Source organism: Pseudomonas tensinigenes (assembly GCF_014268445.2).
Classification (GTDB): domain Bacteria; phylum Pseudomonadota; class Gammaproteobacteria; order Pseudomonadales; family Pseudomonadaceae; genus Aquipseudomonas; species Aquipseudomonas tensinigenes.
Genome location: NZ_CP077089.1, coordinates 1,101,692 through 1,127,136, shown reverse-complemented (window position 1 = coordinate 1,127,136; position 25,445 = coordinate 1,101,692). Strand labels below are relative to the sequence as shown.

Annotated in this window: 24 protein-coding genes and 1 pseudogene; 9 read left to right on the top strand and 16 right to left on the bottom strand. The window is 54.8% G+C overall.

Features of this window, described 5'->3' with window-relative positions; genetic code table 11:
* Positions 1-345 precede the first annotated feature (345 nt).
* The 6 genes from HU718_RS04815 to HU718_RS04790 form a co-directional block, all read right to left on the bottom strand.
* A complete protein-coding gene (locus tag HU718_RS04815) occupies positions 346-1,764 on the bottom strand; it encodes a PDDEXK family nuclease (protein ID WP_186615908.1) in 1,419 nt (472 codons plus the stop codon).
* A gap of 334 nt (positions 1,765-2,098) precedes the next feature.
* Positions 2,099-2,353 carry a hypothetical protein gene (locus HU718_RS04810; RefSeq protein WP_186615907.1) on the bottom strand — a complete coding sequence of 85 codons (255 nt, stop codon included), beginning with the start codon at positions 2,351-2,353 and terminating at the stop codon, positions 2,099-2,101.
* Complete coding sequence (locus HU718_RS04805) at positions 2,350-3,330, bottom strand: integrase domain-containing protein (RefSeq protein ID WP_186615906.1); 981 nt, start codon at positions 3,328-3,330, stop codon at positions 2,350-2,352. The genes HU718_RS04810 and HU718_RS04805 overlap by 4 nt, the downstream gene beginning before the upstream one ends.
* Positions 3,314-3,667: a hypothetical protein gene (locus HU718_RS04800; protein ID WP_186615905.1), complete on the bottom strand. Its 354-nt coding sequence runs from the start codon at positions 3,665-3,667 to the stop codon at positions 3,314-3,316. Before HU718_RS04800 ends, HU718_RS04805 begins: the two co-directional genes overlap by 17 nt.
* On the bottom strand, positions 3,654-5,060 hold the full coding sequence (locus HU718_RS04795) for a YfjI family protein (protein WP_186615904.1): 1,407 nt from the start codon (positions 5,058-5,060) through the stop codon (positions 3,654-3,656). The genes HU718_RS04800 and HU718_RS04795 overlap by 14 nt, the downstream gene beginning before the upstream one ends.
* Before the next feature lie 1,055 nt (positions 5,061-6,115).
* Entirely contained in the window at positions 6,116-6,652 is a 537-nt protein-coding gene (locus HU718_RS04790) for a LasR-specific antiactivator QslA (RefSeq protein WP_186615903.1), read from the bottom strand.
* Between the two features lie 534 nt (positions 6,653-7,186).
* Between HU718_RS04790 and HU718_RS04785 the strand changes: the two genes are divergently transcribed.
* The 3 genes from HU718_RS04785 (at position 7,187) to HU718_RS04775 (ending at position 9,730) form a co-directional block, all read left to right on the top strand.
* On the top strand, positions 7,187-7,519 hold the full coding sequence (locus tag HU718_RS04785; protein ID WP_186615932.1) for a hypothetical protein: 333 nt from the start codon (positions 7,187-7,189) through the stop codon (positions 7,517-7,519).
* Between the two features lie 315 nt (positions 7,520-7,834).
* Complete coding sequence (locus tag HU718_RS04780; protein WP_186615902.1) at positions 7,835-8,446, top strand: hypothetical protein; 612 nt, start codon at positions 7,835-7,837, stop codon at positions 8,444-8,446.
* Between the two features lie 354 nt (positions 8,447-8,800).
* Positions 8,801-9,730 carry a TIR domain-containing protein gene (locus HU718_RS04775; RefSeq protein ID WP_225936843.1) on the top strand — a complete coding sequence of 310 codons (930 nt, stop codon included), beginning with the start codon at positions 8,801-8,803 and terminating at the stop codon, positions 9,728-9,730.
* Positions 9,731-9,821: 91 nt separating this feature from the next.
* Here HU718_RS04775 and HU718_RS04770 read toward each other — a convergent pair whose 3' ends face one another.
* The 6 genes from HU718_RS04770 to HU718_RS04750 form a co-directional block, all read right to left on the bottom strand.
* Complete coding sequence (locus tag HU718_RS04770) at positions 9,822-10,046, bottom strand: DUF2188 domain-containing protein (protein ID WP_186615901.1); 225 nt, start codon at positions 10,044-10,046, stop codon at positions 9,822-9,824.
* A gap of 295 nt (positions 10,047-10,341) precedes the next feature.
* The gene (locus HU718_RS29600) at positions 10,342-10,608 is read right to left on the bottom strand and encodes a hypothetical protein (RefSeq protein ID WP_437180871.1); all 267 of its coding nucleotides are present in this window, start codon (positions 10,606-10,608) and stop codon (positions 10,342-10,344) included.
* A gap of 88 nt (positions 10,609-10,696) precedes the next feature.
* Positions 10,697-11,695 carry a DUF4238 domain-containing protein gene (locus HU718_RS04765; RefSeq protein ID WP_186615900.1) on the bottom strand — a complete coding sequence of 333 codons (999 nt, stop codon included), beginning with the start codon at positions 11,693-11,695 and terminating at the stop codon, positions 10,697-10,699.
* A gap of 251 nt (positions 11,696-11,946) precedes the next feature.
* Positions 11,947-13,020, bottom strand: a complete 1,074-nt coding sequence (locus HU718_RS04760; protein ID WP_225936842.1) for a hypothetical protein — start codon at positions 13,018-13,020, stop codon at positions 11,947-11,949.
* Between the two features lie 27 nt (positions 13,021-13,047).
* Positions 13,048-14,004, bottom strand: a complete 957-nt coding sequence (locus HU718_RS04755) for a HEPN domain-containing protein (protein ID WP_186615899.1) — start codon at positions 14,002-14,004, stop codon at positions 13,048-13,050.
* Between the two features lie 472 nt (positions 14,005-14,476).
* Entirely contained in the window at positions 14,477-15,517 is a 1,041-nt protein-coding gene (locus HU718_RS04750; protein WP_186615898.1) for a DMT family transporter, read from the bottom strand.
* A 68-nt stretch (positions 15,518-15,585) separates the two neighbouring features.
* On the opposite strand from HU718_RS04750, the gene HU718_RS04745 reads away from it, so the two are divergent.
* The 4 genes from HU718_RS04745 (at position 15,586) to HU718_RS04730 (ending at position 19,597) form a co-directional block, all read left to right on the top strand.
* Positions 15,586-16,656, top strand: a complete 1,071-nt coding sequence (locus HU718_RS04745; protein WP_225936841.1) for a hypothetical protein — start codon at positions 15,586-15,588, stop codon at positions 16,654-16,656.
* A 220-nt stretch (positions 16,657-16,876) separates the two neighbouring features.
* Entirely contained in the window at positions 16,877-17,251 is a 375-nt protein-coding gene (locus HU718_RS04740; RefSeq protein ID WP_186615897.1) for a DUF6124 family protein, read from the top strand.
* A 250-nt stretch (positions 17,252-17,501) separates the two neighbouring features.
* Complete coding sequence (rimJ, locus tag HU718_RS04735) at positions 17,502-18,089, top strand: ribosomal protein S5-alanine N-acetyltransferase (RefSeq protein ID WP_150731428.1); 588 nt, start codon at positions 17,502-17,504, stop codon at positions 18,087-18,089.
* 29 nt (positions 18,090-18,118) lie between these two features.
* Entirely contained in the window at positions 18,119-19,597 is a 1,479-nt protein-coding gene (locus HU718_RS04730; protein WP_437180870.1) for an ArnT family glycosyltransferase, read from the top strand.
* 66 nt (positions 19,598-19,663) lie between these two features.
* Here HU718_RS04730 and HU718_RS04725 read toward each other — a convergent pair whose 3' ends face one another.
* Together HU718_RS04725 and pmrG are read right to left on the bottom strand one after the other, a co-directional pair.
* Positions 19,664-20,485: a phosphatase PAP2 family protein gene (locus HU718_RS04725; RefSeq protein WP_186615896.1), complete on the bottom strand. Its 822-nt coding sequence runs from the start codon at positions 20,483-20,485 to the stop codon at positions 19,664-19,666.
* Positions 20,482-21,153 carry a lipopolysaccharide core heptose(II)-phosphate phosphatase PmrG gene (gene pmrG, locus HU718_RS04720; RefSeq protein ID WP_186615895.1) on the bottom strand — a complete coding sequence of 224 codons (672 nt, stop codon included), beginning with the start codon at positions 21,151-21,153 and terminating at the stop codon, positions 20,482-20,484. The genes HU718_RS04725 and pmrG overlap by 4 nt, the downstream gene beginning before the upstream one ends.
* 253 nt (positions 21,154-21,406) lie before the next feature.
* Here pmrG and HU718_RS29965 point away from each other — a divergent pair.
* Positions 21,407-22,468, top strand: a pseudogene (locus tag HU718_RS29965) (methyl-accepting chemotaxis protein); the annotation flags it as partial.
* A complete protein-coding gene (locus HU718_RS29960) occupies positions 22,463-23,326 on the top strand; it encodes a methyl-accepting chemotaxis protein (protein ID WP_371748303.1) in 864 nt (287 codons plus the stop codon). The pseudogene HU718_RS29965 and the gene HU718_RS29960, both read left to right, overlap by 6 nt.
* 296 nt (positions 23,327-23,622) lie before the next feature.
* Here HU718_RS29960 and HU718_RS04710 read toward each other — a convergent pair whose 3' ends face one another.
* Entirely contained in the window at positions 23,623-23,871 is a 249-nt protein-coding gene (locus HU718_RS04710) for a FitA-like ribbon-helix-helix domain-containing protein (protein ID WP_186615894.1), read from the bottom strand.
* A 76-nt stretch (positions 23,872-23,947) separates the two neighbouring features.
* On the bottom strand, positions 23,948-25,321 hold the full coding sequence (locus HU718_RS04705; protein ID WP_150705854.1) for a DUF1329 domain-containing protein: 1,374 nt from the start codon (positions 25,319-25,321) through the stop codon (positions 23,948-23,950).
* Between the last annotated feature and the right edge of the window lie 124 nt (positions 25,322-25,445).

Genomic DNA, 25,445 nt, shown 5'->3' with positions numbered 1-25,445 from the left:
ATGATTCGAGGTATTCATTGTGACTTCCTGAAACGAGCCTCCATCTCGGCCAACCAAATGGCCCGGAGCTACATAAATTGCCATACAGCCTCCTAAATGCTTATCCATGCGAGGATGGCCTTCGGCCACCCGAGGCTAGAATTGCATGAAAGTTGCCGGATGAACAGCACTTGGATTTCCTTGCTGCTGGGCAGTGTAATGCAGATTCAGCTGTACCGAACCCGCACTTTGTGGGACGCGACAAAGAGGGCGATCAATTCGTTTTCTGGAGCGAATCGGGCTATCTCGACTACGAAACAAATCGCATGTAGGTGGTGCCAGCTCCTTATTTATAGAGATTTAACATCATGTCGATCGCACGGCTGACGCTTTGATAGCATCTTCCTCACGTTCAATTATTGATGCCGCGTCCTTCTTGTATACGCCACACCTGATTAGCTCCTGTACGTCGGCATGTCTCCCGTAGAACGATGCCTGGATGCTTTGAATCAAAACGTTACCGTACCTTGCGTCTTCGACGGTGGTATCCATGTCCCCCGAGACAGTGATTTCCCGCGAGGTCATGGATTTGACAGCCGAAAGCGTGAATGGCTGCTGGGGTTCTTTCAGGCGATACTGATGTCGCTCAGTTAAAAGCTCACTGAGCTCCCGAGCGTCACTCAACATCTGATCCGATACGCCGCGTTTGTTGCTATGCCGGACTGCAATTAGTACGTTAGCTTGCATTGATTGAAGGCCGGGCAGAATGAAGTCGCGCAAGATGAAATAGAACTCAAGCTGCTGACTCATGGCCGCAACAGCTGGCTTGCGTAGCCCTTTCAATATCTCTGCTGATCTATCGGAATTATTAGGTATACATAACGCTTTTTGGCTACTCACCATCCCGTCTTCAAAAAAGCTCACCATCTGGTTGGCAATCAGCCCTTGGCGAAAATCTTCTTTCAGCAGATCGAGCAGGACGTCCAGCTGATTAATGGCTGCGGTATCAATCCTTAGGCTTGCGTGCTGAACCTGATGCTCCATGGCCGCCAGTGTTTTCTCTACGGGTACGACGCAGAACTGTTGGAAGGAATAGGAGAACGTGAACGTTTCCTTGTTCAGCGTACTCAGGCAGCCGCTATAGATGTCGATCAGCCGGTCGTTCAGAGCCATGTATTCAGTCAAGCCCTCGATCGTTGCCTCATTTGTTTGAGCAGCGTCCGCCTGGTAAGCAAGGTATTTGTGAACGCCGATGAAACAAGTGAATGCCAAACTACTCGCTAGCCCGACTCTCAAGATCCATCCACGAAGAGAAATTTTTGGCTTGTACTCGGAGTAGAACGAGTCTTGCAGAGAGGCATTCTCTCGTATGATGTTTTCCAGTGACTCCCACCCCCAGACCTCCACGCTACCTTCTCCGACAATGCTCCGCTCGGCAGTAAGCTCCAGCGCACGGTTTGTCAGGGAAGCGTCATGTGGGCTAGTGCTGAGGATGAAGAAGCGATCAATTTTGAACTGGAAGGTCTGGGTGTCGAGAACAGCCTGGTTAACCTGGGCAATTGTCAGCTTCTTGCCGAGATTCTCGTTTCGCCCTTTGCACTGGACTGCGATGAGGGAACCGTCCTTGAGGCGGCAGTACAAGTCAACACCATCCTGCCGTTGTCCCTCACGGCCATACTGATCGAATCGGCTGCCGAATACGCAACTCATCAGTGCTATTGAGAGACGTTCGAATTGCTTCCAGTCTGCGGGACGTGCGTAGTGCGCTGCATGTGGGGCTGTCATAAAGGGGCAATTGACTCCATTAACCTAAAAGGGAGTAATGCAGATAGCCGCCTATGCCGCTCCTGGCGGTATGACGACGGCGATTGATCACTCGACGCGTTCTATATCGGCAAAGTTGAGTGGTGCGATAGTAATTTTTCCGGGCTGCTTACTAGGATGATGCCTAGGGAGATACCTATGCGAGACCATGCCCCCTTCGATATAACGCTATTCTTGAACAGCGTCCTGAACGGCTTGGAGGCAAAACTGCACAAGCCCGAATTATGCAAACGGCCCTTTCTTAGCGTCCGTGAGTTCAAAAAAACTATTGGCATTCTTTGCGACAAACCACGAATTACGCCTTTCTGCGACGAATCAACCCTGCTGTTAATGCATAGTAGTAAACGGTCGCCGGTGCTGAGCAACGCAGATAGTGCTCTAAAAACCATCTGGTGTGCTTTTCCTTCCAGGACCAAGGGGTCGCACAACCCCAGCGCTCTCGAATCGCCTCGTGCATCCTTTCTGCCTGTCTGATGTGCCGCTGCCGCGTGGCATGTGCACCTTTGAGCACCGGGCTCAGAAACAACGTCATATCAAACTCGGACGTCATCGCCGGCCTCCGATGTAGGCACTCACCACATCGATGCGGTTATGTCCCAACTCGTGGCTGATCTGCTGTCGTGCATGTTGATCGAGTTCTCGATCCTCTCGATGACCATGACCGCCATTTACCGGCGCGAAGAAACCGGTCAGTTGCTCATAGCGCTCACAGGCGAAAGCCGCTCGCAGCTCATGAAAGCCTTTCAAACCATGCTCATGCAGGAGGTCTCGTGCCGGCCGCACGACTGCTTGAATAAAATCTTTGTAGCTTTCGTCTGGCGCTAACAGGTTTCGACTGCCCTTGGGTGAAGCTTCACTGGCCATCTTCAGGGCATCGCGGACTTGATCTGTGACCGTGATCCAACGCGGTGCCGATGCGCCTGACCGACCGCCTTTGGTACCATCCTGGATGTTGATCTTGCCCATTTGCCGAGCCTCACGTTGCAGCCGGGGCAAGTCCGCCAAAATCGCTTCGCGCAGGCGCATGCCGGTCTCCCGAGCCAGATGCACAATGGCGCTCACCCTCGATTGCTGTCGCTCTGACAGCGCTTGCGCAATCAGCCTGACCTGCACACGGTCCTGGCCTTGCGGGAGCTCACTACGCACACCTGAGCGCTGCAAGCCCAGCGCCTTGCTCGGACTGGGAATTTTGACGTACTGATCACCGCGCAGCGCAGCCATGGTTCGGTTGACGCTGGACAGGCGGTTCTGCGCGGTGGCAATGCCAACGTTGCCCTGATTAACCTGCTCGCGCAAATGGAAGGCGTACCGCATGAGGATCTCGCGGTCGATCTGTCGCGCGTCGTTGATTCCCGGTCCCTCCTCGGATCGACACCAACGCACGAAGGCCAGCCAACGATCGCTATGGGCTTTGACGGTAGCAAAATGGCCGTCGCCAAACAGATCGTTCAGGGCTTGCGGGCCGGCATAGCTGAGCTGGCGACCGAAGCCAAAATTACGCCCAGTTCGCTTACCGACCCGAGCCATTTTTCTGTTCCTGATCGACTGCCGCGAGATCATGCAAAAGGGCTCGCCAGTGCGCACTCACGATGGCGAGCTGGACCCCATCAGTCGGGCGAAAACACAGCGTGTTATTGGTGACGTAGAGATGCGCGCCCGCCTCTTCCAACCATTGAATGAGGGCTGTTGTCGAGGTGATAGCTTTACGGGTGGTGGCGACATCGGCGACAGCGGCGACACCCCTTGTCCTGCCTGGCGTTGAGCGTGGCGACAAAGTGGCGACACTAGCGGCGACAAACTTCGTTTTTGGCTCCTTTTGGCGCTGAGCCAGATGGTTGCGCAGCGCTTCATCAAGATTGAACATGGCGCACCTCGAAGGTGTGGCCATCGGTGACCAGCCACTGATGATCAATCAACTCGACCAACAACTTGGCGGCATGACGACTGCTCTTACGGGCAAAGCGGGGACCGTTGCGGTTCAGCTCTCGAATACTGAAGCGCTTCCACTCCTTGACCTGCAGCCAGCGCAGCAGGCGGTCCGCCTCTTCCTTGACCCGGCACACCGGCTCCTGCTCGGTCAGGCGCTGGATCTCGGTGAGGTAGTAACCGACTAAGGCGGAGGCCCGTTGGATATGGTCGACCTCCACCACGCCATTCTCCTCCACGACGGCCAAGATGCCGGCGACGCGCAGCAGGTTGTCGGCGGCCTTCGATCCACTAGGCCGTACGCTGGCCAGTTCCCCAAACTCTCCCAACTGGGCTTCGATGGCGTCATGCAGATCAATCCAGCGGCGGCGCGCCAAAGGACTAAGGTTTAGCGGTGAGAGGCGCAAAGCACCGTCAGCGGAAAGTGACCAAGGCTGATGAAACAGAGCCGAAAGGCGGTGGTGATAGCGCTTTAGGGCGGCGTCTTTGGACAGGTCAACAGCTTGGTAGCTGCGTTGTCCGGCCAGGCTCGTGGGCCAGGTCATTAGGCAGCGACCGAGGATGCCTTGCCCCTGCAGCAACGGGTCACTGAGTAACTGCATGGCCAAGTACGGTTGCAGCATGAGGTGCAGGCTCAAGCGTCGGTCATAAGCCCGAAGGCTTTCGCCGGCCATGGAGCGAGCGCGATCAATCGGGCTGCCGTCCCAGAGCGACGACAAGGTCGTGATCGCTTTCAAACGGTTATCCCGATTCATGGTGCTGCTGCCAAGGAACTGTCCGCCTTCATCACAGAACAGGCCCATACTCGGCAAGTCATGACAGAGCCCCTTGATCAGGGCCTCGATAGTCGGGTCCGTGGTGATCAGCCGAGGGGCCGAGGGTTCCGCTTCAAGCGGTACGTTTATTGTGGGGGCGGGTTCGGCAGGGTTGATACGCTGCGCTTGTCGCTGCGCGATACGGTACCGGGCGAGTTGTTCGCGGTAGCGCTGCCACTGTTCGCGCTCCCATTGCCGTGCAGGGAGCAGTGCAAATCGGTCTGCCGCCGTCTTGCGATCACCTGACGCGGCAACAGTGATCAGGTACAGCGACAGGGGGTAATTTCTCCCGTCGAGCCGCAAGCCCACATGACCTTGAGCGGCCAGCGCCGAGGCAGCCAATACCGATTGCGCGGCCAGTGCCTGAGGCACGCCGATGACCTCGGCCATGCGCTCAACCGCAGGTCCAAGAACGCCACCTAGTGCCCGGACCGGATAAGGCTCGGCCGCGGGATTCGACTCGATTAACGGTCGAGGGGATCGCGGGAGTTCAAGCTTCGGATCTAACTGCTGCATGGGCCCTCTCCTCGTTAATTGCTGGTTGTCCTCACGTAGTCCCGCCACGGCGGTTGAGTGTTATCAGGGATCAAGGCCCCTGCGGCCTGTGAGGTGTTCACTGACGCGGAACGAACGGCTCCTTACGACCGGGAGCGAGGGCATGAACCCATGAACCTGACCTCCTTGGCGCATCCGAAGACGCGGGCGGGCGGAGGCTGTGCCGACTGACGAGTTCGGCACCTGGAGATCCCGGGTGGGAGAAGGCAAAGACTTGGACACCTGGGGGCATGCCTGACTGTCAGTCAGGTGCAGCCCTTCCATGGGCTGCGGCACCGATGTATGTGTCGTTGCGGATGGCGACGAATCGGATTTGTCAGGCCGATTGTCACGAGGAGAGTTGCGGCAATGCCTTGTACGGCGTGGCCCGCAGCAGTGGTACGAGCGCCCGTCTCTTTCCAGAAGAAAGAGACGGGCGCGGACTGGCGCAGCCGAAGTGCGTCGAGAGGTGAGGTTGCTGCACGCAGCGAGGAAGGTCCATCGTCTGCCGCAGCGGGCAGATAAGTCGAGTAGGCATCCATCACTTTTGCGGAGTGACCGTGCGAGCCGCCGGACGCTAATCGCACTTCGGGAGAACCACCACGCAAGGGGCGTAGCCTTAAAGGTTCTGGCTACCTGGGCTGGTGCTGTCAACGACAACGGTCCGTGCGCCAATTTTTATACGCACTAGAAAAGACGGTCAAGCGTCACGACCAAAGCGTGCAAAAAGTGGCGACTGTCGCCGCTTTTGTCGCCACGCTCCAGGCCACGTCTGGCGTGGGTTGTCGCCGATGTCGCCGGTGTCGCCACTTCATCTAGCCATGACCACGGCAAGATCCGTTCTGACACTGGAGCGGCACTCGAAAAGTAATTTCAGATGGGTAAACGAGGGCGTGACGCTAATTGAAATTCAAAACGAGATGGTGGAATGAAGTGGCTTCGAAAAAAGCGAGTGAACCCTCCGACCGACGCGATCAAAGATCGCTGGGTCGGAGGGTTTGGCGGGAAAAGCAAAATCTCAAACGTCAAATACAGCCTCAAGCATCAAAGCTGGTTGATTGGGAAGTGGCATCTTTACGCCCCGTGACCAGCGCCTGCTGCAACCGCAGCAGAAAACCGGCCTCGAACGCTTCTTGGGGATCCCCCGGACGATGACGTTTTCGACTCTGTGCCAGAGCCCACCATAATGGTAGTGATGAGCCATCAAGCCAGGTCTCAGCACAACGAACGCCGTCCTCAATCATTGGGCCGAATTCATTGCCCCAGGGCGTTCGAATACCAGGACAGCCGTCAGCGGACGGGACAGAAAAGTACTCACCAATCTGTTGATGAACTCGTTGAGCAGGCATACCCGTCAGATATCGGAACGCCTTGTCGAACAACACTGCAGCGTCATCCAGCAGCTCTACAGCCAGTTCAACGTCCTGCGGAAAATGAAGCAGAATACTCTGTGCTCCATTAAGCCGAAGAGTGGCAGCCTGCCGTAGTTTAATCGCGGCATCTTCAGGGGGAAGCGATGCAGTATCGATGGTGTTGGGTTTGGGGAGGCTAATTAGAAGCGAGAGATCAAACATCGCGGAATCCTCCGAGATAGTTTGCAATACGAAACAAACGGCTAGGGCGGCGCACGAGCTTAAAAGGGGGACAGGACATTTTCCTTATCTCCTCGGACAGTTAAGGAACCGTCCACCCAGCCGTTCTGACACGAAATGGGTGGCGGACCGTACGGGGGTCAGAAACCGGCGTCCGAGGGAACCGGCCAGGCCAAAGCCTGCCCCGCACGGACCGCCATAGAAAAGCAGCAGCTAAGCCTCTGTAAGCACTTAAATGCTGGCTATGGCGCCATGCGCCTCGAACAATTCAGGTTCTGACACCCGGCCACGGGACTGACCGCGACGGACAAAGCGTAAATGTGAAGCAGTGACAACACAAGCATGCAGTATCAATAAGATATGCATGCGATGAAGGCTGCCGGCCAGACGCTGATGCTCGCAGGTATCTGGTGGCCCTCTATCGCCTCAGGTCTGACCCAACGACGATTTACCGCCGAGTCCGGCCACACTGATAGAATCAGTCAGGCTGTACATAACATCCTTCTGAGAAATGATATGAATACAGTGTTGACGGAAGAAGAGATGCGCCGGGCGCTATTCGGTGAGTCTAAGTCCCCTGCACCGGCAATTAACTCACACGTGCAAGACATTGTTCCGGATGTCGTGACCGTGCAACCGGTAAAGGCAGCGAAGAAAAAGAAAGCCTCAAAAGCCTTTACGCCCAGGCTGAGAGTCACGCTGCGGGTGGGAAATGAGTTTGAAGGCAAAATGCACGAGGAAGTACATGAGGTCGATACACTGAGCACCCTAGTTGCGGAGCAAGAAGCTAAAAAGACGGCTAGAAAAAAATTCAAGTTTGTGGAAGTTATTTCGGTCAAATCGATGTAAGCGGCCATTCTAATTTGGCATTGAATCGCTTGCTGTTACCGCGAGTCGCCCAACCGGAGGGTTCGTGTCGATTGATCACTTAAACCTCAGTTACGGTAATGGCATCGATGCCTAACTGAACGCCCGCCCGAGGCCGAGGGTACCGACAGGCAGAAACCAGCCAATAGTGGACATACATGTATGATTACTGACGGCCAGGGCAGGCAAATGAAAGCCTGCTGGATTCGGGGCGATTACCTGGGCCCGCCTAAGGGGCGTATTGCAGATGAAATGCGTTTAAGCCACCATGCATCGAACTGTCAAGAGGCTCTGTAGATGCGTGACTTAATCAAGGTTAACTTGCAAGCTTGGATTAACCGTCTAGAAACTCAGGATTCGAGTGAGATTGACGAAGAATATGAGTTCTTTCTCGACTATAAATTGCTGGGAGTTGCAACTTTCTTAAAGCAGATTGCTTATGAGCAAGATGATTTAGAGCTGCTCGCAATCTCGTCAAAAGTAGAGATGCAGGTGCTTCGAATGCTCCAGGACGAGGAAAAAGCTGACCATGAAAGAGAAGAAATTGAAGAGCAGGCGTACGAACTAGATAGAAAGGTTCGCGAGGTGTGTATTCAGCACTTCTACACTGAGCCAGCATTTTCAGTGGACATGTCAAAATATGAGGAAATGATTACAGTGTCAGCTGAAAGCTTTTCTGACCCCTATAAATTATCAAGCTTAAAGAAGTATGTCGACGCTCAACAAGTACTAACAAAAATCTATGAGAAAGTAAAAAACCGGTTATGGCGCGCATCTTCTATTCACGGACTGGTGCCGACACTCAAGGATGTGTCAGAAGCTTTCGACGTCGAACTCCATGAAATTTATCGCCTTGCGGACATTCATGTTAGCAGAGTTGTAACGCAATATGCCAAGGCTCCCGCCTAAGCCAGCTAAATGCTCGCGGCATTTTCTAATACCTAACTATGGAGCTATATTATAAATCTCACTCCTTTTACGAATAGATTAAGTGTTAACGCTATATCTACTCAAAAAAGGAGGAGCTCACATGGCATTTTTTATCGCGTGCGGGCCAGGGCTTCTGGCCATAACAATTCATACCCAGACTATCCCCATGAGTGGTGAGCGGGGCATTTTCTCTACCCCCTATTTTGCGTTGTATATGTAGAAACACATCGCTTTCAAATGAGCTCAAACTTTAATACATCGAGAAGCTCGTCAGTTCGGGTCGAACTCTGCCGGAAGGCTTCCAGTGCCAAGCGAACTTTTCGCTATAAAAACATGAGTGATTTATTGTATAAAACTGCATATCAAAACTCGGAATCAAGAAAAATGGCAAGGAAAAAGGCTGAGGTACCTAGCAAAGCTGCACCAAAACTGATCCTGACGGCAGATCAGATCGAGCGCTCACTCATACGTATTTCGGATCGAATAAACGAGCTTGAGACATTCGATGTACAGACCGTCAGACGTGGAGCCACACCTGAGCTAAAAGGGTTGGAGCTGGCAATTACCGATACTCTTACGAGAGCTTTTGGAGAAGACACCACGGCCTACCGGCAATTCGAGAACGCTTCCGAACTGAGTTGGTATCCGGCAATTTGGGTTTCTGGGGCACCTGATCCTGATTATGCCGAGCCTATACGCAATAGGATTCAACGTGCTATTTCGATACTTGCCCAGGCCCAACGTAGCCTTGGGGAGGATCTTAGTGATCTACAGCACTCTGCTGGCGAGATCGTCCGCTCCACTTCAAATTCATTAGCGCTTTCTCGTCGGGTTTTCGTTGTGCATGGCCATGATGAAGGTGCTCGAGAAACCGTTGCACGCTTCCTTGAAAGGCTTCAATTTGAGCCGATTATCCTTCACGAACAGGCTAATCAGGGGAGAACCATTATTGAGAAAATCGAAAAGCATGGCGACGTTGGTTTTGCTGTCGTGATCATGACTCCGGATGATGAGGGTGGAGTGAAAGGAGGAACACTTCAACCTCGCGCTCGGCAAAACGTAGTGCTGGAACTAGGGTACTTCTTAGCGTTGCTAGGACGTGACAGAGTTTGCGCTCTTAAGCGTGGTTCGATCGAGCTTCCTAGTGACTTTGCCGGGGTCGTCTACGAATCCATGGATGGGGATGGATGGAAGCAGTCACTCGGAAGAGAGCTGCAGGCTGCAGGACATGACATCGATTGGAACAAAGTAATGCGAGTTTGATCCTAATCGATGCATCAGATGTAACGGTGCTGTTGCTCGAAGTCACCCGACTTGAATACTGCGAAAATAAATTCAAGTCGGGCCAGGCCAGTCAGCCTTTTGAGTTTTTTGGGTCATCTTTTCGCTGATAGGTTCGCTCTTCTTGGAGCTTTCCATCTTCCTTATGGATTTTCACAGACCCTGTTTTATCAGCCATGAACTCTTTGGTTTTCTCAATAAGCTCCTGTTTTGTTTCGGCACTCTTAGAAGGACGCTCATTGCCTTCCTTAGTAAGATTCCATTTGTCACCTTTTTTTGTTATATGATAGTTATCCATGACGCCTCCGAGATTTTAATGATTCAGGTTTAGCCAATATTTATCATGTATGGCGCATGAATAAAGTTAGTGCACGAAAGATCACTTGTCCATTTTTTGATTTTTAATCAATCTATCTGCTATTCCACGGATTTGTTTGTCCATAGCTGAAAACGAACTGTAGATACTAACTGCGGCAATCGCCCTTTCTCTCATCCATAAATGAGCGGTCGGGTACCAAACATCCACTGCTTGCCTAAACCTGCCTTGTTTGAGCGCTCGCTAATGGCAGGAGGTGCCGATGTCGAAGGTCTGCTTACAGCCGGGACTCACTCATGAAAGAGGGGCCGCGGGACGTTAGATGATGCCTATAACTGCCGAAGTCGCATGATGGCGTGATGCCTTGAGCATTCGTGTCCAGCGTTTCCATGGCCGCAATTGCGTTAGCGGCGACACTCCCCACTCCATTCTCAGAGAGCCACTTTGTAACCTCTTCAATGGCCGCACTAATGGCGTGCTGGTTGTGCAGGAGCAGTGTGAGAGCGTCCGCTGTGGCAATGTTGGCTTCAGAGTTATCTGGCATGGGTATCGTCCTTGAGTAACTGGCGCCATGATTGGCAGGAGTCGTCGAGTCGTAACGATGGGTCGTAGAGAGCGTTCGGGTTGGTCAGTCAGACGATGACATGGCCATCAGGAGTTCTCTTGTAGCGTTGCCCGATGTACTTTTTGAAGGGTCGAATGGCGGTCTCGCTATCACCTATGATGTGCATCATAGATTGGGCCGCCACCTTGGTATTGAGCTCCGCGACGGTAGCCTCATCAACCTCATTTCTGCCAGGCGTGAACCGTTCGGAATTGCAGATGATGTAGCCGATCCTTGGCGAGATCGGGTAGTAGAAGTCGGCATGCTCAGGCGCGACGAATTCCGTCTCTGAGACACAAGAGTGCACATTGACTACAGGGTGGTCGGACGTGATGAAAGGCACTCTCGTGTCATTCACCAGTAATGCATGTCTATCTTCGTGGCGACTTGTGTACAGGCTGAAGCCGATACTCATCCCGAACATGTAGCTTATGAACCACCATGCATGCGCCATCGCATCGGCCACTTCAATCTCCAAGGCAGTACTCCGGGGTTGAACCTGGACCAGACCATCTCGGAAAGGCTTCGTGCGGGAAATCTGGTGACCGAAGAACATCATAAACTCGATCATGTGCTGTTTATCCTGCAGGACATCGAGTTGTTCATCAGCAAGCGCCGCCAACACTGGCAGCGCCTTTTCTTCGTGGGACGCGTGGAGATTTTCCAGTAGGTTGCACTTTATTGCATGGAGATGCAGCTCGGTTTTCTGATTCTTAATGCCTGACTTACGGTAGATGGCCTCAAGCTGCTGCATCTTGAGAAAGTCATTAAGGTACGACATGTGCTGCTGTTGGAGATGGTCGGGGCTTTTTCGGGAGAATCCTTTAATCACCTGAACATCCATCTCGGTAAGCGTGGTGGTCTTGTAGAAATAGTCGTCAGCAACTATGGCTCGCACGCTGTCGTGGGCAATCTTCCCAGTCTTCGTGGTGTAGAAAACATTCTTCGTGCCGCTGCCCCAGCGGGTCAGGTAGTTCGCCCAGACGTAATGGTGACGCTTCTTGGCTTCTAGGTCTTTGCGCGACATGGGCATCCATTCCGTTGGGAGTTAGCCCGCAAGCTCTCAGCCTAGGACCCTACCGTCAAGCTATTCGTTGTGTCTGTTTGGGGGGCTGCTCGCCGGTGAACTGTCCAGCTTAACGTCCGGTTCTGGTCGCTTTCTGCCGATCACAGCGAACGGGGATCGGCCGAAAATAGATGCTGACTTCAACAAGAATATATCTTGCAGACTTCGTACAGATTGATCACGCTCGGATACCAATCTGGATCACTGCAAAGTTAAATTGGTTTTAGTTTTGAATAAAATTCGGCACTTAGGCTTGCATAATACTTAATAGGGCAGCTCGGCTTTATGTCTGCTTCAGCGTGTTGATATATTGAAAACACCCCATCACTTGGCAAGCTTTCGGAAATACAGAAAAGAAGAATATCCTCCAACAGATAAAGCATGTTATTTAAATAAGCATCAAGCTCTTGGTGAATAGAGATAGACGATTCTTGTACGTCTATTTTATTCGTTAGATCGTAGCTCCAAGTCGGTAGTGAAAATTTATTACCAGGATGAAGCTTTGTATTTTCTATCGTAAGTGACTGGCCAGGCCCAGGGTGCTCAATAGCATTCCGACACTCCGACAATCTACGAATCCAAGGGAGGTCATTACCGATGGTCAAGGATAGCTTGTTTAAAGCAGGTCGATTCTGCTCCAGCCACTTTATATGCTTATCGAAATGCGCCTCGTCTCTTGCCCCCAAAGGCAAGCCAGTAAACAGGCTTATGAGTTTAAAGCAATCTATTAAAAACTGTTTCCCGACCAAAAGAAAAGATTTCGCGTCATTCTCTAAGTTTTTTACTTTAGCGAGCGGCGGGATAGCGCGACTGGATTTGTTCTGCTCAATGATAATATCGCACTTGTGCATTACATCATCAAGCTGCTCCCGAATATTAGACTCAAACTGCGCACAGAGCAGTAGTTGTTCGTTTAGACTCCAAACCCGCTCTAGAAGCTTTGGTTTTATGGAGTCTTCCGGAAAAACTTGATCAATAATACGTTTAAATTGAAGAAATATCCGGGCCACATACGGAGAGGCAGAGCCAAATACTGCTATTTTTTCATAAGTATGCCCGGTATCTGGCTGGGTTTTTTGTGGATCAGTTGAATCAGCCGTTAATAGCTTGTAAATACTGTTTTCTTTAAAAATCAAAAGCAATACATCATTAATGCTTTCCATTACTATTATTCCAGAATCATCAACCAAATCCGGATCATTAATTGTCATAGAAAAAGCATCATCTCTCTTCTGCATAGCTAAAAACTCTTTTATTGACGAAAGGACTAAGAAAATCACAAACATTGTGCTATTGCTTTTAAAGCCATTAAACTAGGTGATAGGGTGTTCCTTATAGTAGCTAGCCAGTAGCTTCTCGACTTGCGGGCTTTTACTTAAAGTATCGTATATCCCCAGCGCTGCTAAATTTGCATGCAGCGCCTGAATCTGAGTTGATGGCTCATCCTTGTATCTGGCACCCGTCGAGCAATGTGCCATTTTAATTAAATGATCACTAATGACTACTCCATGCTCTTCATGGAGCATTTTCGCTAAATTGCTAAGATCATGACCTCTCCCTCCCTTTGGATAGATCGACCCAGCTATCTCTAGCATACCTTTTAGCGTCTTTTCAACGCATTGCTGTGCGGCCCACCTTGCCTGGGCGTAGCGATCTTCGAGGATCTCTTGCGTGGAACAATTATAGTCGTCTCTTGCGACAGCCAAAATATTTGTACAGGGCAGATTATTTCGCCATTGAATGCTTTCTACTGCAAACATATGAAATTTAAAATGAGCTTCGATCTCAGAATTGGATAGACGGTCAACCATCCCTTGAGGTAGATCTTCAATAAGAGTCAATATATTCATACTGGGCAAAGCTATCTTAGTTCCTTTACTGACACCTTTATTACTTAAATTTCTGTCCGCAAAAAAATCTACCGTTCCATACCACCCTGCCAGCCGAACGCGCCAAATTGTACGACCAAGTAGTGCGGGTACATATCCTAATTCGAAATAGGAATTTAATCGATTTCCGAGCGTCTCCTTATACCAGCGAAGGGCCTTGGCCATCAGAACATCACCTTGAAATCCGGGCTGGTCCGCCAATTCGCCCGCCGGGAAAGCTAACCCGCCCCAACCGAACGCTTCCCAGAACTTTCGTCCTACATGAAGAGGTCTTTGAAAGGGCTTCAATTCCTCTGCCGCCAGAAGATTATCAATTGCAACCATAAGCTGTTCGAACTCAGCTTTTGACTTCGGGTAGGCAGGCCATGAAAATTTTGCCACCGGAGTTGCTCCTTAGCAGATAAGGCCAGTGAATAGAGGTTCTAGCGCCTATATAGTAGGTCCGCTGACAGTGTTCCTCCATCTGGGCTCGATTATTTTTACATGAACGCCCGATGTCTCCTAAATAGTGAGAGACAGCTTTTAGCCGGTCTCTGCCTGTCGTCACCTTCAGCTTCGGATCGAGGCCTGTTGTCAGACAGCTGTAAGAAGATCACCGCTTATCATGGATGCGAAGCAAGGTTGTCAAATCGATTACAAGGGGGGCACTGGAATGCAATTTTGTGAGGTATTCCAATTGGTATTCCAATCAAAATACAAAACTAATATAAATGATAATAATCAATAGCATAAAAGTCCGATTCAGATTACCCCGGCCCACCAACTCTCAACGACAAAGCCCGCCAAGTGCGGGCTTTGTCGCATCTGGCCGCCTCGTCCAGCCCCTTTCGAAAACCAACCCCGCCCACACACCTCAATGCTCATGCCGATGATGCACATCCGGAAAATGCGCATGCCGATGCCGCATCGGCGTATGCACATGCGGATGACTGTGCGGCTCCGTTCCATCCCATTCAAACCCGTGCGTATGCTGGTGATGCTCGTCATGTGTGTGCCGATGATCATGCTCGAGCCGTTCGTGCTGATGCTCATGAGCATGGTTCTCCATCAAGTGAATCCATACCCCCACGGCCATTAACGCTGCAGCGACCAGGAACATCAGCGATACCGACTCGCCCAGCAGCAGAATCGAGATACCTGCGCCCAGAAACGGTGCTGTGGAAAAGTACGCGCCAGTTCGCGCACTGCCCAGCCCGCGCAGGGCGAGGACGAACATCACCAGGCTGACGCCGTAACCGAGAAACCCGACCAGCAGGATGGGCACCAGCGAGGTGGCTGCGGGAAGTTGCTTGCCGATGAACAAGGCGAGGCTGCAGTTAACCAACCCCGCCACAAGACCTTTGCTGCCCGCGATAAACAGTGCATCCGAGGCAGACACCTTACGCGTCAGGTTGTTGTCGATGGCCCAGCAAAAGCAGGCGAAGGCGACGGCCAGCGGGCCTGTCCAGTCTTGCGCCGAGACGGCCTCTTGCGGCCATGACAACACGACACCGCCGGCCACGATGGCGAGCATACCGATCACGATTCGCCGATCGGCATTTTCCTTGAACACTACCCACGCCAGCAGCGCCGTGAGCACTGATTCCAGATTGAGCATCAGTGACGCGCTCGCGCCGGACGTTCTGGTCAAACCGAACATCAACGCCACCGGTGCCAGCACACCGCCGAAGCCGATGGCACCGATCAGCCACGGCCATTCGCCGGGGCCGAGTCTGGAACGCTGCCAGCCTCGATCGCGGGCAAAACGCAGGACGGTCAGACCCAGACCGCTGCCCAGATAGAGCAACCCGGCCAATAGAATCGGTGAAATCTGTACCCCCAACAGCTTGGCGAGTGGCGTACTGGCGCCAAACAATGCTGCCGCAACCAAAGCGTAGAGAACGCTCACATTCATGACGGGATCACTCGCTCGGGCCGATGAAATACCGGCAACAATCATGGCAAAACTCAGGTGAGAATTGTGTGAACAGTTTTCCCTTGAGGATCGAACATCCAACGTTGGCTCCCCCTTCAAGCACACACTCAAATCCAGCAACATTTAATCCGCGCAATCCAGGGCGCTGCCTCGACGCAGCCTCTATGCTGCGAACATCGAGATGCATGGAGTTGAAGATGAAGATCTGGATCGCCGCCACACTGGCTGCACTGATTTCCCTGCCTGTTCACGCAGCAGATAATGGCGCTGTGCGCGTCGAGCCTATCGCTTTCACAACCAGTGCGGACAGTGTCGAGCGCAAACAGTCGATCAAGGGGGACCAAACGGCGGAGTACAGATTCAAAGGAAGGGCCGGCCAGATGCTCACCATCGATTTCAAACCGTCCAACACCTCCGCCTACTTCAACATCACCGCCAAGGGCGCGGATTACGCGCTGTTCAACGGCTCGATCATGGGCAATCACTTTTCTGGCTCACTGCCTTCCGATGGGGAGTACACCGTTCAGGTGTACCTCATGCGCAATGCGGCACGGCGCAATGAAGTCGCCAACTATGCGTTGTCTCTGAGGCTCGCCGGCGCCGATGCGGCTCAGACAAAGCCATTCGAACAGACACTGGAATTGCAGGGCATCCGCTTTCACGTCAGCCGTGAACAGGTCGATGGCCAATCCGTTTTGCGCATTGAACCCAAGGGCCTGGAAATCGATAACAGCGCGATCACCCGCCCGCTCAAGGGCGATATCGTCCGCGCCGAAATTGCAGACCTGAACAACGACGGTTCGCCCGAAATCTACATCTTCACCCGCGTTCCCGGACGCGGCATGCCGGGAGAGCTGATCGCCTATTCGGCCAACAACAAGAAATCCCTGAGCGAAATCTACCTGCCGCCGGTCAGCGACAATCCGAAAATCGCCGCGGGCTATCAGGGCGAGGATTCGTTTGCAGTGGTGGAAAACGCCTTGGTGCAGCGCTTCCCGGTGTATGACAACGCAGATGCAGGCGCAGGCCGCACGGGGAAGATGCGCCAGGTTCAATACACGTTGATGGCGGGCGAAGCCGGGTGGGTTTTGCGCGAAGAAAAGGTGGCGGAATATTGAGCTCCGTCACCGGACTCAAGCCGGCGGATAAATCCAGAAAGTGCTTTATCGCCACGCGTTCCTTCCCACATCGAGCATCCTAGGAAAATTCCCGCAACACGCGTCGACTTCCATGAACTGGTGCAGCGTTTTTCAAGGCGTTACCCTCCACGACCACTGCCATCCAACGGACGATTGGCAGACGCAATTGCAGTGAATGTTCACTCCACGGAGCTACGTCATGAAGAAAATCACCCGACTTTCGCTGGTTGGCTCGGCACCTTCCGATGCGCCAGCGTCCAGCACTCAAATCCAGTCGAACACCAGCGCACGCAGCGAGGCGTCGAAGCGGCGGCGTAGTGTGCCGCTCAATCAGCTCATCAGGGTACGGGAAGATGTCGACACGCTGACCCTGCTCACCCACGCCAGCGAGATTCTCGACTCTCTGACGGCCATCAGCGCCAACTTTGCCGATGAGTTCGACGGTTCGAAACGCCATGTGGCGGTGGCAATGAAGCAATTAAGCGCGCTGGCCGAGATCCTGGTCTGCCGGGCACGGGACAATCTTGATCCGCAGAGCGCGCCGCCCTCATCCAGGCCTGAAACCTGCCATTGACGGGCAAAGTCTGTGCACGTTTATTGAAGCATCGGACACGGTTGGAGCCGCCCATCGAGATGAATTTTTCTTCACTGCAGCGGCGCGGCCAACCCTTGTACAGTCCGTTCGCTCATTCAAGAAACTACGGTTCGCCCGCGCTCCTGCGGGCTTTTTTTTGCCTGAAACAAAGCCCCTTCTTCGCCACGACTTGCCGTGACCCCGCTTATTGCGCGACTCTGCTGGAAGAACCCACACTTCGGAGCGCCCGATGCCGCTGTTGACCCTGCCCTGCCAACGCCTGACGCTCGCAATACTCGCTCCGGATCAGGCCGAACTTGAAAGCGAGTTCTACCGACGCAACCAGCGCCACCTCGCGCCATGGTCGCCAATCCGCACCACCGAATATTTTTCCACCGAGCAGATTCGCCGACGTCTTGAAATACAGGCCAGCGCGTTCGAGGCCGGGCTGGCCATGCATTTCGCGCTACTGACGCCGGACGGCCAGCAGATGATCGGCGCGTGCAATTTCAGCGGCATTATTCGCGGAGCGTTTCAGGCGTGTTATCTGGGTTATCACATAGACGAGTCCCTGCAGGGGCAAGGCTTGATGCACGAGGCGCTGGAGGCTGGCATCGGTTACATGTTCGATACCCAGAATCTGCACCGGATCATGGCCAACTACATCCCCGGCAACGAGCGCAGTGCGCGCTTGCTTGAGCGGTTGGGCTTCGAGCGCGAGGGTTACGCCAAGGCGTATCTGAACATTGCCGGGCGCTGGCAGGATCATGTGCTGACGGCGCTGGTCAATCCGCTGTTCGAAACGCCGGACAAGCGTTGGTCACGACAACTGGCCTAGCTTCACAATTTGTTCAGGATTGCCGACGTATGCTCAGGCCTCCCGCCCCTTCCGGTTGCCTGAACCCCATGTCGCGTGCCGCCACTTCGCTGTTTCTGCTTGCCGCCCTGCTGTTTTTCTTCGCGCTGGGTGGCCACCAATTGCAAGGCTCCACCGAGGCCCGTGTCGCCGGGATCGCCATGGAGATGCACCTTGATAACGACTGGGTGACGCCGCGCCTGTTCGGCGAACCGTTTCTGGAAAAACCACCACTGAGCCTGTGGCTGGATGCTGGCGCGATGCGCGTATTCGGCGTTTCACCGTGGGCCGTACGACTGGCGTCAGCGGTTGCCGGGTTGCTCAGCGTGATGCTGCTGTACGGCATGTTGCGGCGTTTCGAGCGGCCGAAAATGGTCGCCTGGACCGCAGGCATTCTGCTCGCGACCATGGCCAGTTACTGGAGCAATGTGCGCGGCGTCGGCGAAGACGCGCTGCTCGCACTCGGCGTAGCCACGGCGTTGCTCGCCTTTTTCCAGGCGCAGCGGGCACCGACGCTCGGCAACTCGCTGCTGTTTGTAGTCGGGATCGCCATCGCCACATTGAGCAAAGGTGTGCTGGGCCTGGCCATGCCGGGGGTGGTGATTTTTGCCTATCTGCTGGCGGACAACCTGATGGACAAGCGCCTGAAAATCGCCGACTGGCTACGACCCGGCTTACTGACCATGGTCGGCTTGATTCCGCTGCTGATCTGGCTCGTCATCCTCTTCCAGCACGGCGGCGCGCAGGCCGTCAAAGAGGTGCTGCTGACCAACAGTGTCGGGCGCTTCAGCGGTTCGTTCGTCGAGGCAGGGCACTACGAACCGTTCTATTACTACCTCGCCAAACTGCCGGAAGCCTTCCTGCCGTGGAACATTCTGGTGTACCTGGGGCTCTGGCATTTCCGTAAACAATTGAAGGCTAACCGCTACTTGCTGTTTTTCAGCCTGTGGATCGTTGCGCAGTTCGTGATGCTGACGTTGGCGTCGAGCAAGCGCACGGTGTACCTGATGTCGATGACACCCGCCGCCGCAGTGATCGCCGCGGAGTATGCGAGCGTGCTGTTCGAGCGCTTGAAGCAGTACGAATCAGGCAATGGATTCGTAGGCCGAATCGCCCGACAGCGTCAGACACTGGCAGTGGGTGTGCTCACGCTCGTGATCGGCAGTTACCTCGCAGCCGCGCAGTGGGCCCTGCCCCACGCCGACAAAAAGCTTTCGTTCCTGCCGTTGAGCGCAGAGATTCAGACGCTGCAAACTGCCGGGCATCAAGTCGCACTGTTTGAGGCCAACGAGCGGGTCGGTGGCGCCACGGTCTTCTACACCCAGCAGGTACTCAAAGGCCTGGATACCGAAGTGCAGCTGCGAGATTTCCTCGCGGCCTCGCCATCCCATGTCGTGGTGATGGCCGGCGACAGCGAACCCGCCGCCCCACTGAAAGTACTCAAGACCATGATGGTCGGACGACAGGCGTATTACTTCGTCGGCTATTGAGGCCTGCGCAGCCGCATAAAAAAACCGCCGATGATTGGCGGTTTTTTTCATTTCATCCGGACGGGTTCAGAGAGAGACCTCAGACTGCGCAATGAAAGCTTTCTGCGTGCGCTTGCTCAGCACCGGCACATCCAGCCGCGCCCGTCCGTAGAAGGCCAGCGCTGTCAGCAAACACGCCAGCCAGACGAAGATTCCGGCCCAGAACGTGTGGGACATGTAGTGCCAACCTTGCAGGACACGAGTAGTGCCATAAACGAACCCCAGCAACAGTGAGCCCCACAAGATTGCACTGGAAAAACGCCATTGATAGCGCCGCGCCACGAAATACAGCGCCAGCATGGTGAAGCCACCCGACGCATGACCACCCGGCCAGCACCGGCCACTACCCGCTTCATGGAACAGTTGAAAGTTGCTGTACCACTCAATGTGGGCCATTTTTCCGCCGTACAGCGTGGTTTCGATGGGGCAGTAAACGCTGGTGTGGGATTTGAGGAAGTGAATCACCCCGGTGCAGAGCGCGAATGCGACCACCACAAACAGAAAATCCCTACGGTGATCAGCGGCAAATCGCAGCACTGGCGCGACTTTGCTGCGATCCAGCATTGCACCGAGTCGCGGACGCATGTGCGGATTGACCAACGGCCAGACCAGCGACAGCAGTGCGCCGACCAACGCGATTTCCGCCGTCCAGTTGGGAATGATCCGCGCCCATTTGTGCGTGAGCTTTTCAAAGAAGTGGATTTTGTCGAGCGGGAAGGTCTGGGTCATCGGATCGAACAGCAGGTTGCTGAAGGCGATGTCGATTCGGGTCATGTCGAACATCAGGAACACCAGCGCCGCACAGGCCAGCGGAATGCCGAAATTATAAGCGTAGAAGCGTGATTTCATCGGGTATTCACCGTGCGCCAGTCGGAGGCTTCAATAAAGCCGAGCATCTTGGGAGCCGCCGGGCTGGCAGCGGAAACAAATAATGACGAGCCGTAACCCACGTCCGAAGTCGGTACTTTGAGATCTTTCTCGATTTGCGCCATGCACTCGCTGTGGGTCACCAGCACCAGATTGCGACCGGGCACCTTGTGGGCCAGCGCATCCTGCAACATGCGGCCCCGGCAGTTGATCAACCAGTCGTCGCCGCTGGCGGCATGGTTGAACATGTAACCGGCGGTCTGCACCGTGCGCATCGACGGGCTGTTGTAGATGTCGGCGTTGTTCAGGCCCAGTTGCTCGAAACGGGCACCGACCGCCACCGCGACACTGCGTGAGCGATCGGTGATGCCGTCATTGCCACTCAGGCAGGCAGCTTTGGAGTGATCGCAGCGCTCGACGTGACGCACCAGCACGATCACTTCGCCCTTGGCCCAACCGGCTGCCAGCGCCTGCGCACCGGAGACATTGCCATGGGCGAGATCCGGCACCGCCGCCGGCGCGAGCAACCACAGGGTAAGCGGGATCACCAACACCGATGCCGCCAACACCACCCAAGTGTTGCGAAAACGCGCCAAAAAGCTCAGATCAATCGAGCGTTTGACGCCGAACAGACTCAGTCTCAATTCCACAAAAACCGCCTCGCCACTTTGCATCACGGGTTCATTCGATGCGGCGAAGGTACAGAGGCGCGCGTGGGCAGCCAGTGAAACCCATGTGAAAAAAGTCTTGGGATCCGATGTTACAAATTCCGTAGGACAAAATCCTTTCAGCTCTGGGAAATGCGGCCGATACAAACCTGCTAACACCCTTGCTGGCTCAAAAAAACAACAATCTTCCAGCCTAACTGACGACAAGAAACCCAACGTTTCTGGAGGATTTTTGATGAATAGCTGGTTCGGCAACATCAGCGTGAACATGAAATTGGGCCTGGGCTTCGGCCTGGTACTGGCCCTGACCTGCGTGCTAGCCCTGACGGGCTGGACCAGCCTCGGTGGCCTGATCGACCGCAGCAACTGGATGAGCGACATCACCCAGCTCAATGCCGGCCTGACCAAACTGCGCGTAGTGCGCCTGCAGTACATGCTGACCAATGGCGATGAAACCGCCGCGCAGAATGTGCAGACCACCCTCGAAAGCTTCGCCGCGCAGCAACAGAAGCTGATCAACAGCTTCAAGAGCCCGGAAAACGTCAAACTGCTCAAGGAGCAGGCCGCGACCATCGCTGAATACCAGACGTCGCTGAACAAAATGCGCAACGCCTATCGCACCGGTAATAGCGCCCGCGACAGCATGAGCGTGAGTGCCGAGACCGCGTACAACCAGATCGAATCGATCAGCAAACGCGTGCAGCAGATGGACATGAGCGAGCAGCGTTTCGAGCAGTTCCAAGCGATCACCGCCGCCAAGGAAGCGTTCATCCTCGCGCGCTATGAAGTGCGCGGCTACACCGCCACCACCAACGCCGAAACCGAGCAGAAAGCCATCGGCCAGATTGACGCCGCCATTGCCAGCCTCAAGCAACTGAACGTGCATTTTGCTGACTCGCAGCAAGACGCCCTGCGTCAGCTGGAAACCGCACTGGTCAACTATCGCAGCGCGTTGATGGCGTATAAAAATGCCAACACCGACGCCGTGCAGGCGCGTAAGGAAATGACTGATCAAGGCGCCGCCATCGTCACTACGAGCGAGCAGCTGTATCAGATCCAGCTCGACCGTCGCGACATCGAAAGTGCCCAGGCGCGCACCTTCCAGTTGATCAGCACCCTGCTGGCATTGCTGGTTGGCGTGATTGCTGCGGTGATCATCACCCGTCAGATCACCCGTCCGCTGCAAGAAACCCTGGCTGTGGTCGAGCGCATCGCCAGCGGCGACCTGACCCAGAACGTCACCGTCACCCGCCGCGACGAACTCGGCGTGCTGCAACAAGGCATCGCCCGCATGGGCGTGACCCTGCGCGACTTGATCAGCGGCATCCGCGACGGCGTCACCCAGATTGCCAGCGCTGCCGAAGAACTGTCCGCCGTTACCGAGCAGACCAGCGCCGGTGTGAACAGCCAGAAGGTCGAAACCGATCAGGTTGCCACCGCGATGCACGAGATGACTGCCACCGTGCAGGAAGTCGCGCGCAACGCCGAAGAAGCCTCGCAAGCCGCAGCCGCCGCTGACGGCGAAGCCCGTGAAGGCGACAAAGTGGTCAACGAAGCCATCGCGCAGATCGAGCGTCTGGCCAGCGAAGTGGTGCGTTCCACCGAAGCCATGAGCGTGCTGCAACAGGAAAGCGACAAGATCGGCAGCGTCATGGACGTGATCAAAGCCGTGGCCGAACAGACCAACCTGCTGGCCCTCAACGCTGCGATCGAAGCCGCGCGCGCCGGTGAGGCCGGTCGTGGTTTTGCCGTGGTTGCCGATGAAGTTCGTGGCCTGGCCCAGCGTACGCAGAAATCCACCGAAGAAATCGAAGGCCTGGTCGCCGGTCTGCAGAACGGCACCCAGCAGGTTTCGGCGGTAATGAGCAACAGCCGCGCCCTGACCGACAGCAGCGTGGCGCTGACGCGCAAGGCTGGCGCGTCACTGGAAAACATCACCCGCACGGTGTCGAACATCCAGTCGATGAACCAGCAGATCGCCGCCGCAGCCGAACAGCAGAGCGCGGTGGCCGAAGAGATCAGCCGCAGCATCATCAACGTGCGCGACGTGTCGGAACAGACCGCTGCGGCGAGTGATGAGACGGCTGCGTCGAGTGTTGAACTGGCGCGTCTGGGTGGTCAATTGCAGCAGATGGTCAGCCACTTCCGCGTTTGATCTTGATTTCGCGCTGAAGCTACAAGCGAATCGCGAGCAGGCGAAGGCCTACAGGTAACGCGTCGATCACAGATTATGTGAACGACGCCAATCCTCCTGTAGGAGTGAGCCTGCTCGCGATTGCGTCCGCCCCATCACCCCGATGTCCCGGAAAAAACTCCGCCTAATGTAGGAGCTGCCGCAGGCTGCGATCTTTTGATCTTCGCTTTTGAACAAATCAGAAGCCAGATCAAAAGATCGCAGCCTTCGGCAGCTCCTACATGAAGGTATTCTTCAGCGCGTGCGCATTTCGAGCATCAGCAATCTGGAAAATCCATAATCCTGGCTTTTTCCTGCCGTGAAGGCAGAGCAAGGTCGATCCCTCCGACCGAGGAAAAACGCTGGCGAATCCGGCTACCCAAGCCTCCAGCGCTATCCCTTCTAATCAATGCTCGCCCCAGTATCATGCGAGCTTCTTCCTCGATGGAATTTCCGTTCTGGGCCGCGTTAATCCGTAACTGATCCATGAGCGGACCATCAACATTTCGAATTGTGATGATGGCCATGATGCCTCCTGCTATCAAGCAAAAATCATTGATCGAGACTAACATCCATCCACCCAAGAACAGCCAGCGCAATCACTTAGCGCGTCCCACGCTGCCGCAACGCCGACGGCATGAAGTAAGCATCCTCCGGCACCGGCTGCGCGAAATCCACCGTCTCCGCTTCTTCGTTATCAAGGTTCTGCACGTAATAACGACGCGCCTGCAAATCGTGGAAAACATCCAGCGCACTCCACGTCGTCGGCAGGTCGTAGAAGTTTTTCAGGTAGGCCATCGACACCCGCCACAACTCCCCTCGCCCATCGTATTGATCGACCAGTGCCGCGCCCCAGCTGTCTTCATCGAGAAACAGCACACGCTTGGAATAGATATGCCGCGAACCCGGTTTCAAGTTGCCTTCCACCACCCACACGCGGTGCAGTTCATAGCGGGTGTATTGCGGGTTGAGGTGGCCGGGGGTGAGCAGTTGCGCGTATTTCACGTCAGGGCTGGCGACTTTGTAGTTGTTGTAGGGGATGTAGATTTCCTGTTTGCCCTTGAGCTTCCACTCGTAGCGATCCGGTGAGCCGTTGAACAGGTCGGTGTCGTCGGCGGTGCGCAGGCCATCGGAGGATGCGATCGGCGTGTCGTAGGCGAGATTCGGTGCGCGGCGCACGCGACGTTGGCCAGCGTCGTAGATCCAGGCCTGGCGCGCATCCTTGAGCTGGTCGAGGGTTTCGTGCACGAGGGCGGCACCGCCGGCCAATCGTGCGGGGCTCTTCACGAAGGCGAGGTAGTAGAACAGGATGTTCTTCAGGTCGGCGAACTGGCCGTTCGGGCGGTAGTAGTTGAACAGCGCTTCCTGCTGCGAGGTCACCAGCGCGAAGCTGCCGTTGCGCTGTACCGGTGCTTCGGAAGCGCGGCGCACGACGTAGATGCCGCGGTAGCGGGTGATGTGGTTCCACAGCACTTCAACGCCATCCTTGGGCACCGGGAACGGCACGCCGCCGTAGGCATCGGAGAAACCGCTGCCGCCTTCGAGCAGCTTGGCCGAGGTGGCGTTTTTCAGGGTGTTGTCGTACAGCCACTGCGGTGCCGAGCCAGATCGCCGGGATGGGTAGATCGGCATCTGGAAGGTGTCGGGATAGCTGTTGAACAGGGCGATCTGGCCGGGGCTGAGGTGGGCTTTGTATTGGTCGAGATTGGCTTTGGTGATGGTGAACAGCGGTTTGTCGGCCGCGTATGGATCGGGGTGATGCTGGCCGGGTTTGTAGCCGGCGGGCACCTGGGTGATGCCGCCGGTCCACGCAGGGATGGTGCCGGCTGAGTTACCCGCGCGCTCGGCGCCCATAGGGGTCAGGGTGGTTTTCAGTTGTTCGGCTTTTTGCGGGGTGATGGCGGCCAGAGCGGTGCTGGCAGCCAGGCCCAGAAACAGCGCTAGCGATGTTTTTGTCAGTCTTGAAGTGTGAATCATGACTTTCTCCAAAAATACAAAACCTGTGGGAGCGAGCCTGCTCGCGAAAGCGGTGGGTCAGTCGACATCAATGTTGAATGTGCCGGCCTCTTCGCGAGCAGGCTCGCTCCCACAGGAGCTGTGT

Coding starts and splice junctions, on each gene's coding strand:
- HU718_RS04800 (WP_186615905.1), bottom strand. CDS start 3,667: ATGTTCAATCTTGATGAAGCGCTGCGCAACCATCTGGCTCAGCGCCAA.
- HU718_RS04765 (WP_186615900.1), bottom strand. CDS start 11,695: ATGTCGCGCAAAGACCTAGAAGCCAAGAAGCGTCACCATTACGTCTGG.
- HU718_RS04710 (WP_186615894.1), bottom strand. CDS start 23,871: ATGGCCATCATCACAATTCGAAATGTTGATGGTCCGCTCATGGATCAG.
- HU718_RS04740 (WP_186615897.1), top strand. CDS start 16,877: ATGAAGAAAATCACCCGACTTTCGCTGGTTGGCTCGGCACCTTCCGAT.
- HU718_RS04725 (WP_186615896.1), bottom strand. CDS start 20,485: ATGAAATCACGCTTCTACGCTTATAATTTCGGCATTCCGCTGGCCTGT.
- rimJ (WP_150731428.1), top strand. CDS start 17,502: ATGCCGCTGTTGACCCTGCCCTGCCAACGCCTGACGCTCGCAATACTC.
- HU718_RS04780 (WP_186615902.1), top strand. CDS start 7,835: ATGCGTGACTTAATCAAGGTTAACTTGCAAGCTTGGATTAACCGTCTA.
- HU718_RS04730 (WP_437180870.1), top strand. CDS start 18,119: ATGCTCAGGCCTCCCGCCCCTTCCGGTTGCCTGAACCCCATGTCGCGT.
- HU718_RS04805 (WP_186615906.1), bottom strand. CDS start 3,330: ATGGCTCGGGTCGGTAAGCGAACTGGGCGTAATTTTGGCTTCGGTCGC.
- HU718_RS04775 (WP_225936843.1), top strand. CDS start 8,801: ATGAGTGATTTATTGTATAAAACTGCATATCAAAACTCGGAATCAAGA.
- HU718_RS04815 (WP_186615908.1), bottom strand. CDS start 1,764: ATGACAGCCCCACATGCAGCGCACTACGCACGTCCCGCAGACTGGAAG.
- HU718_RS29600 (WP_437180871.1), bottom strand. CDS start 10,608: ATGCCAGATAACTCTGAAGCCAACATTGCCACAGCGGACGCTCTCACA.
- HU718_RS04705 (WP_150705854.1), bottom strand. CDS start 25,321: ATGATTCACACTTCAAGACTGACAAAAACATCGCTAGCGCTGTTTCTG.
- HU718_RS04750 (WP_186615898.1), bottom strand. CDS start 15,517: ATGAATGTGAGCGTTCTCTACGCTTTGGTTGCGGCAGCATTGTTTGGC.
- HU718_RS04810 (WP_186615907.1), bottom strand. CDS start 2,353: ATGACGTCCGAGTTTGATATGACGTTGTTTCTGAGCCCGGTGCTCAAA.
- HU718_RS04770 (WP_186615901.1), bottom strand. CDS start 10,046: ATGGATAACTATCATATAACAAAAAAAGGTGACAAATGGAATCTTACT.
- HU718_RS04790 (WP_186615903.1), bottom strand. CDS start 6,652: ATGTTTGATCTCTCGCTTCTAATTAGCCTCCCCAAACCCAACACCATC.
- HU718_RS04785 (WP_186615932.1), top strand. CDS start 7,187: ATGAATACAGTGTTGACGGAAGAAGAGATGCGCCGGGCGCTATTCGGT.
- HU718_RS04795 (WP_186615904.1), bottom strand. CDS start 5,060: ATGCAGCAGTTAGATCCGAAGCTTGAACTCCCGCGATCCCCTCGACCG.
- HU718_RS29960 (WP_371748303.1), top strand. CDS start 22,463: ATGGGCGTGACCCTGCGCGACTTGATCAGCGGCATCCGCGACGGCGTC.
- HU718_RS04760 (WP_225936842.1), bottom strand. CDS start 13,020: ATGTTTGTGATTTTCTTAGTCCTTTCGTCAATAAAAGAGTTTTTAGCT.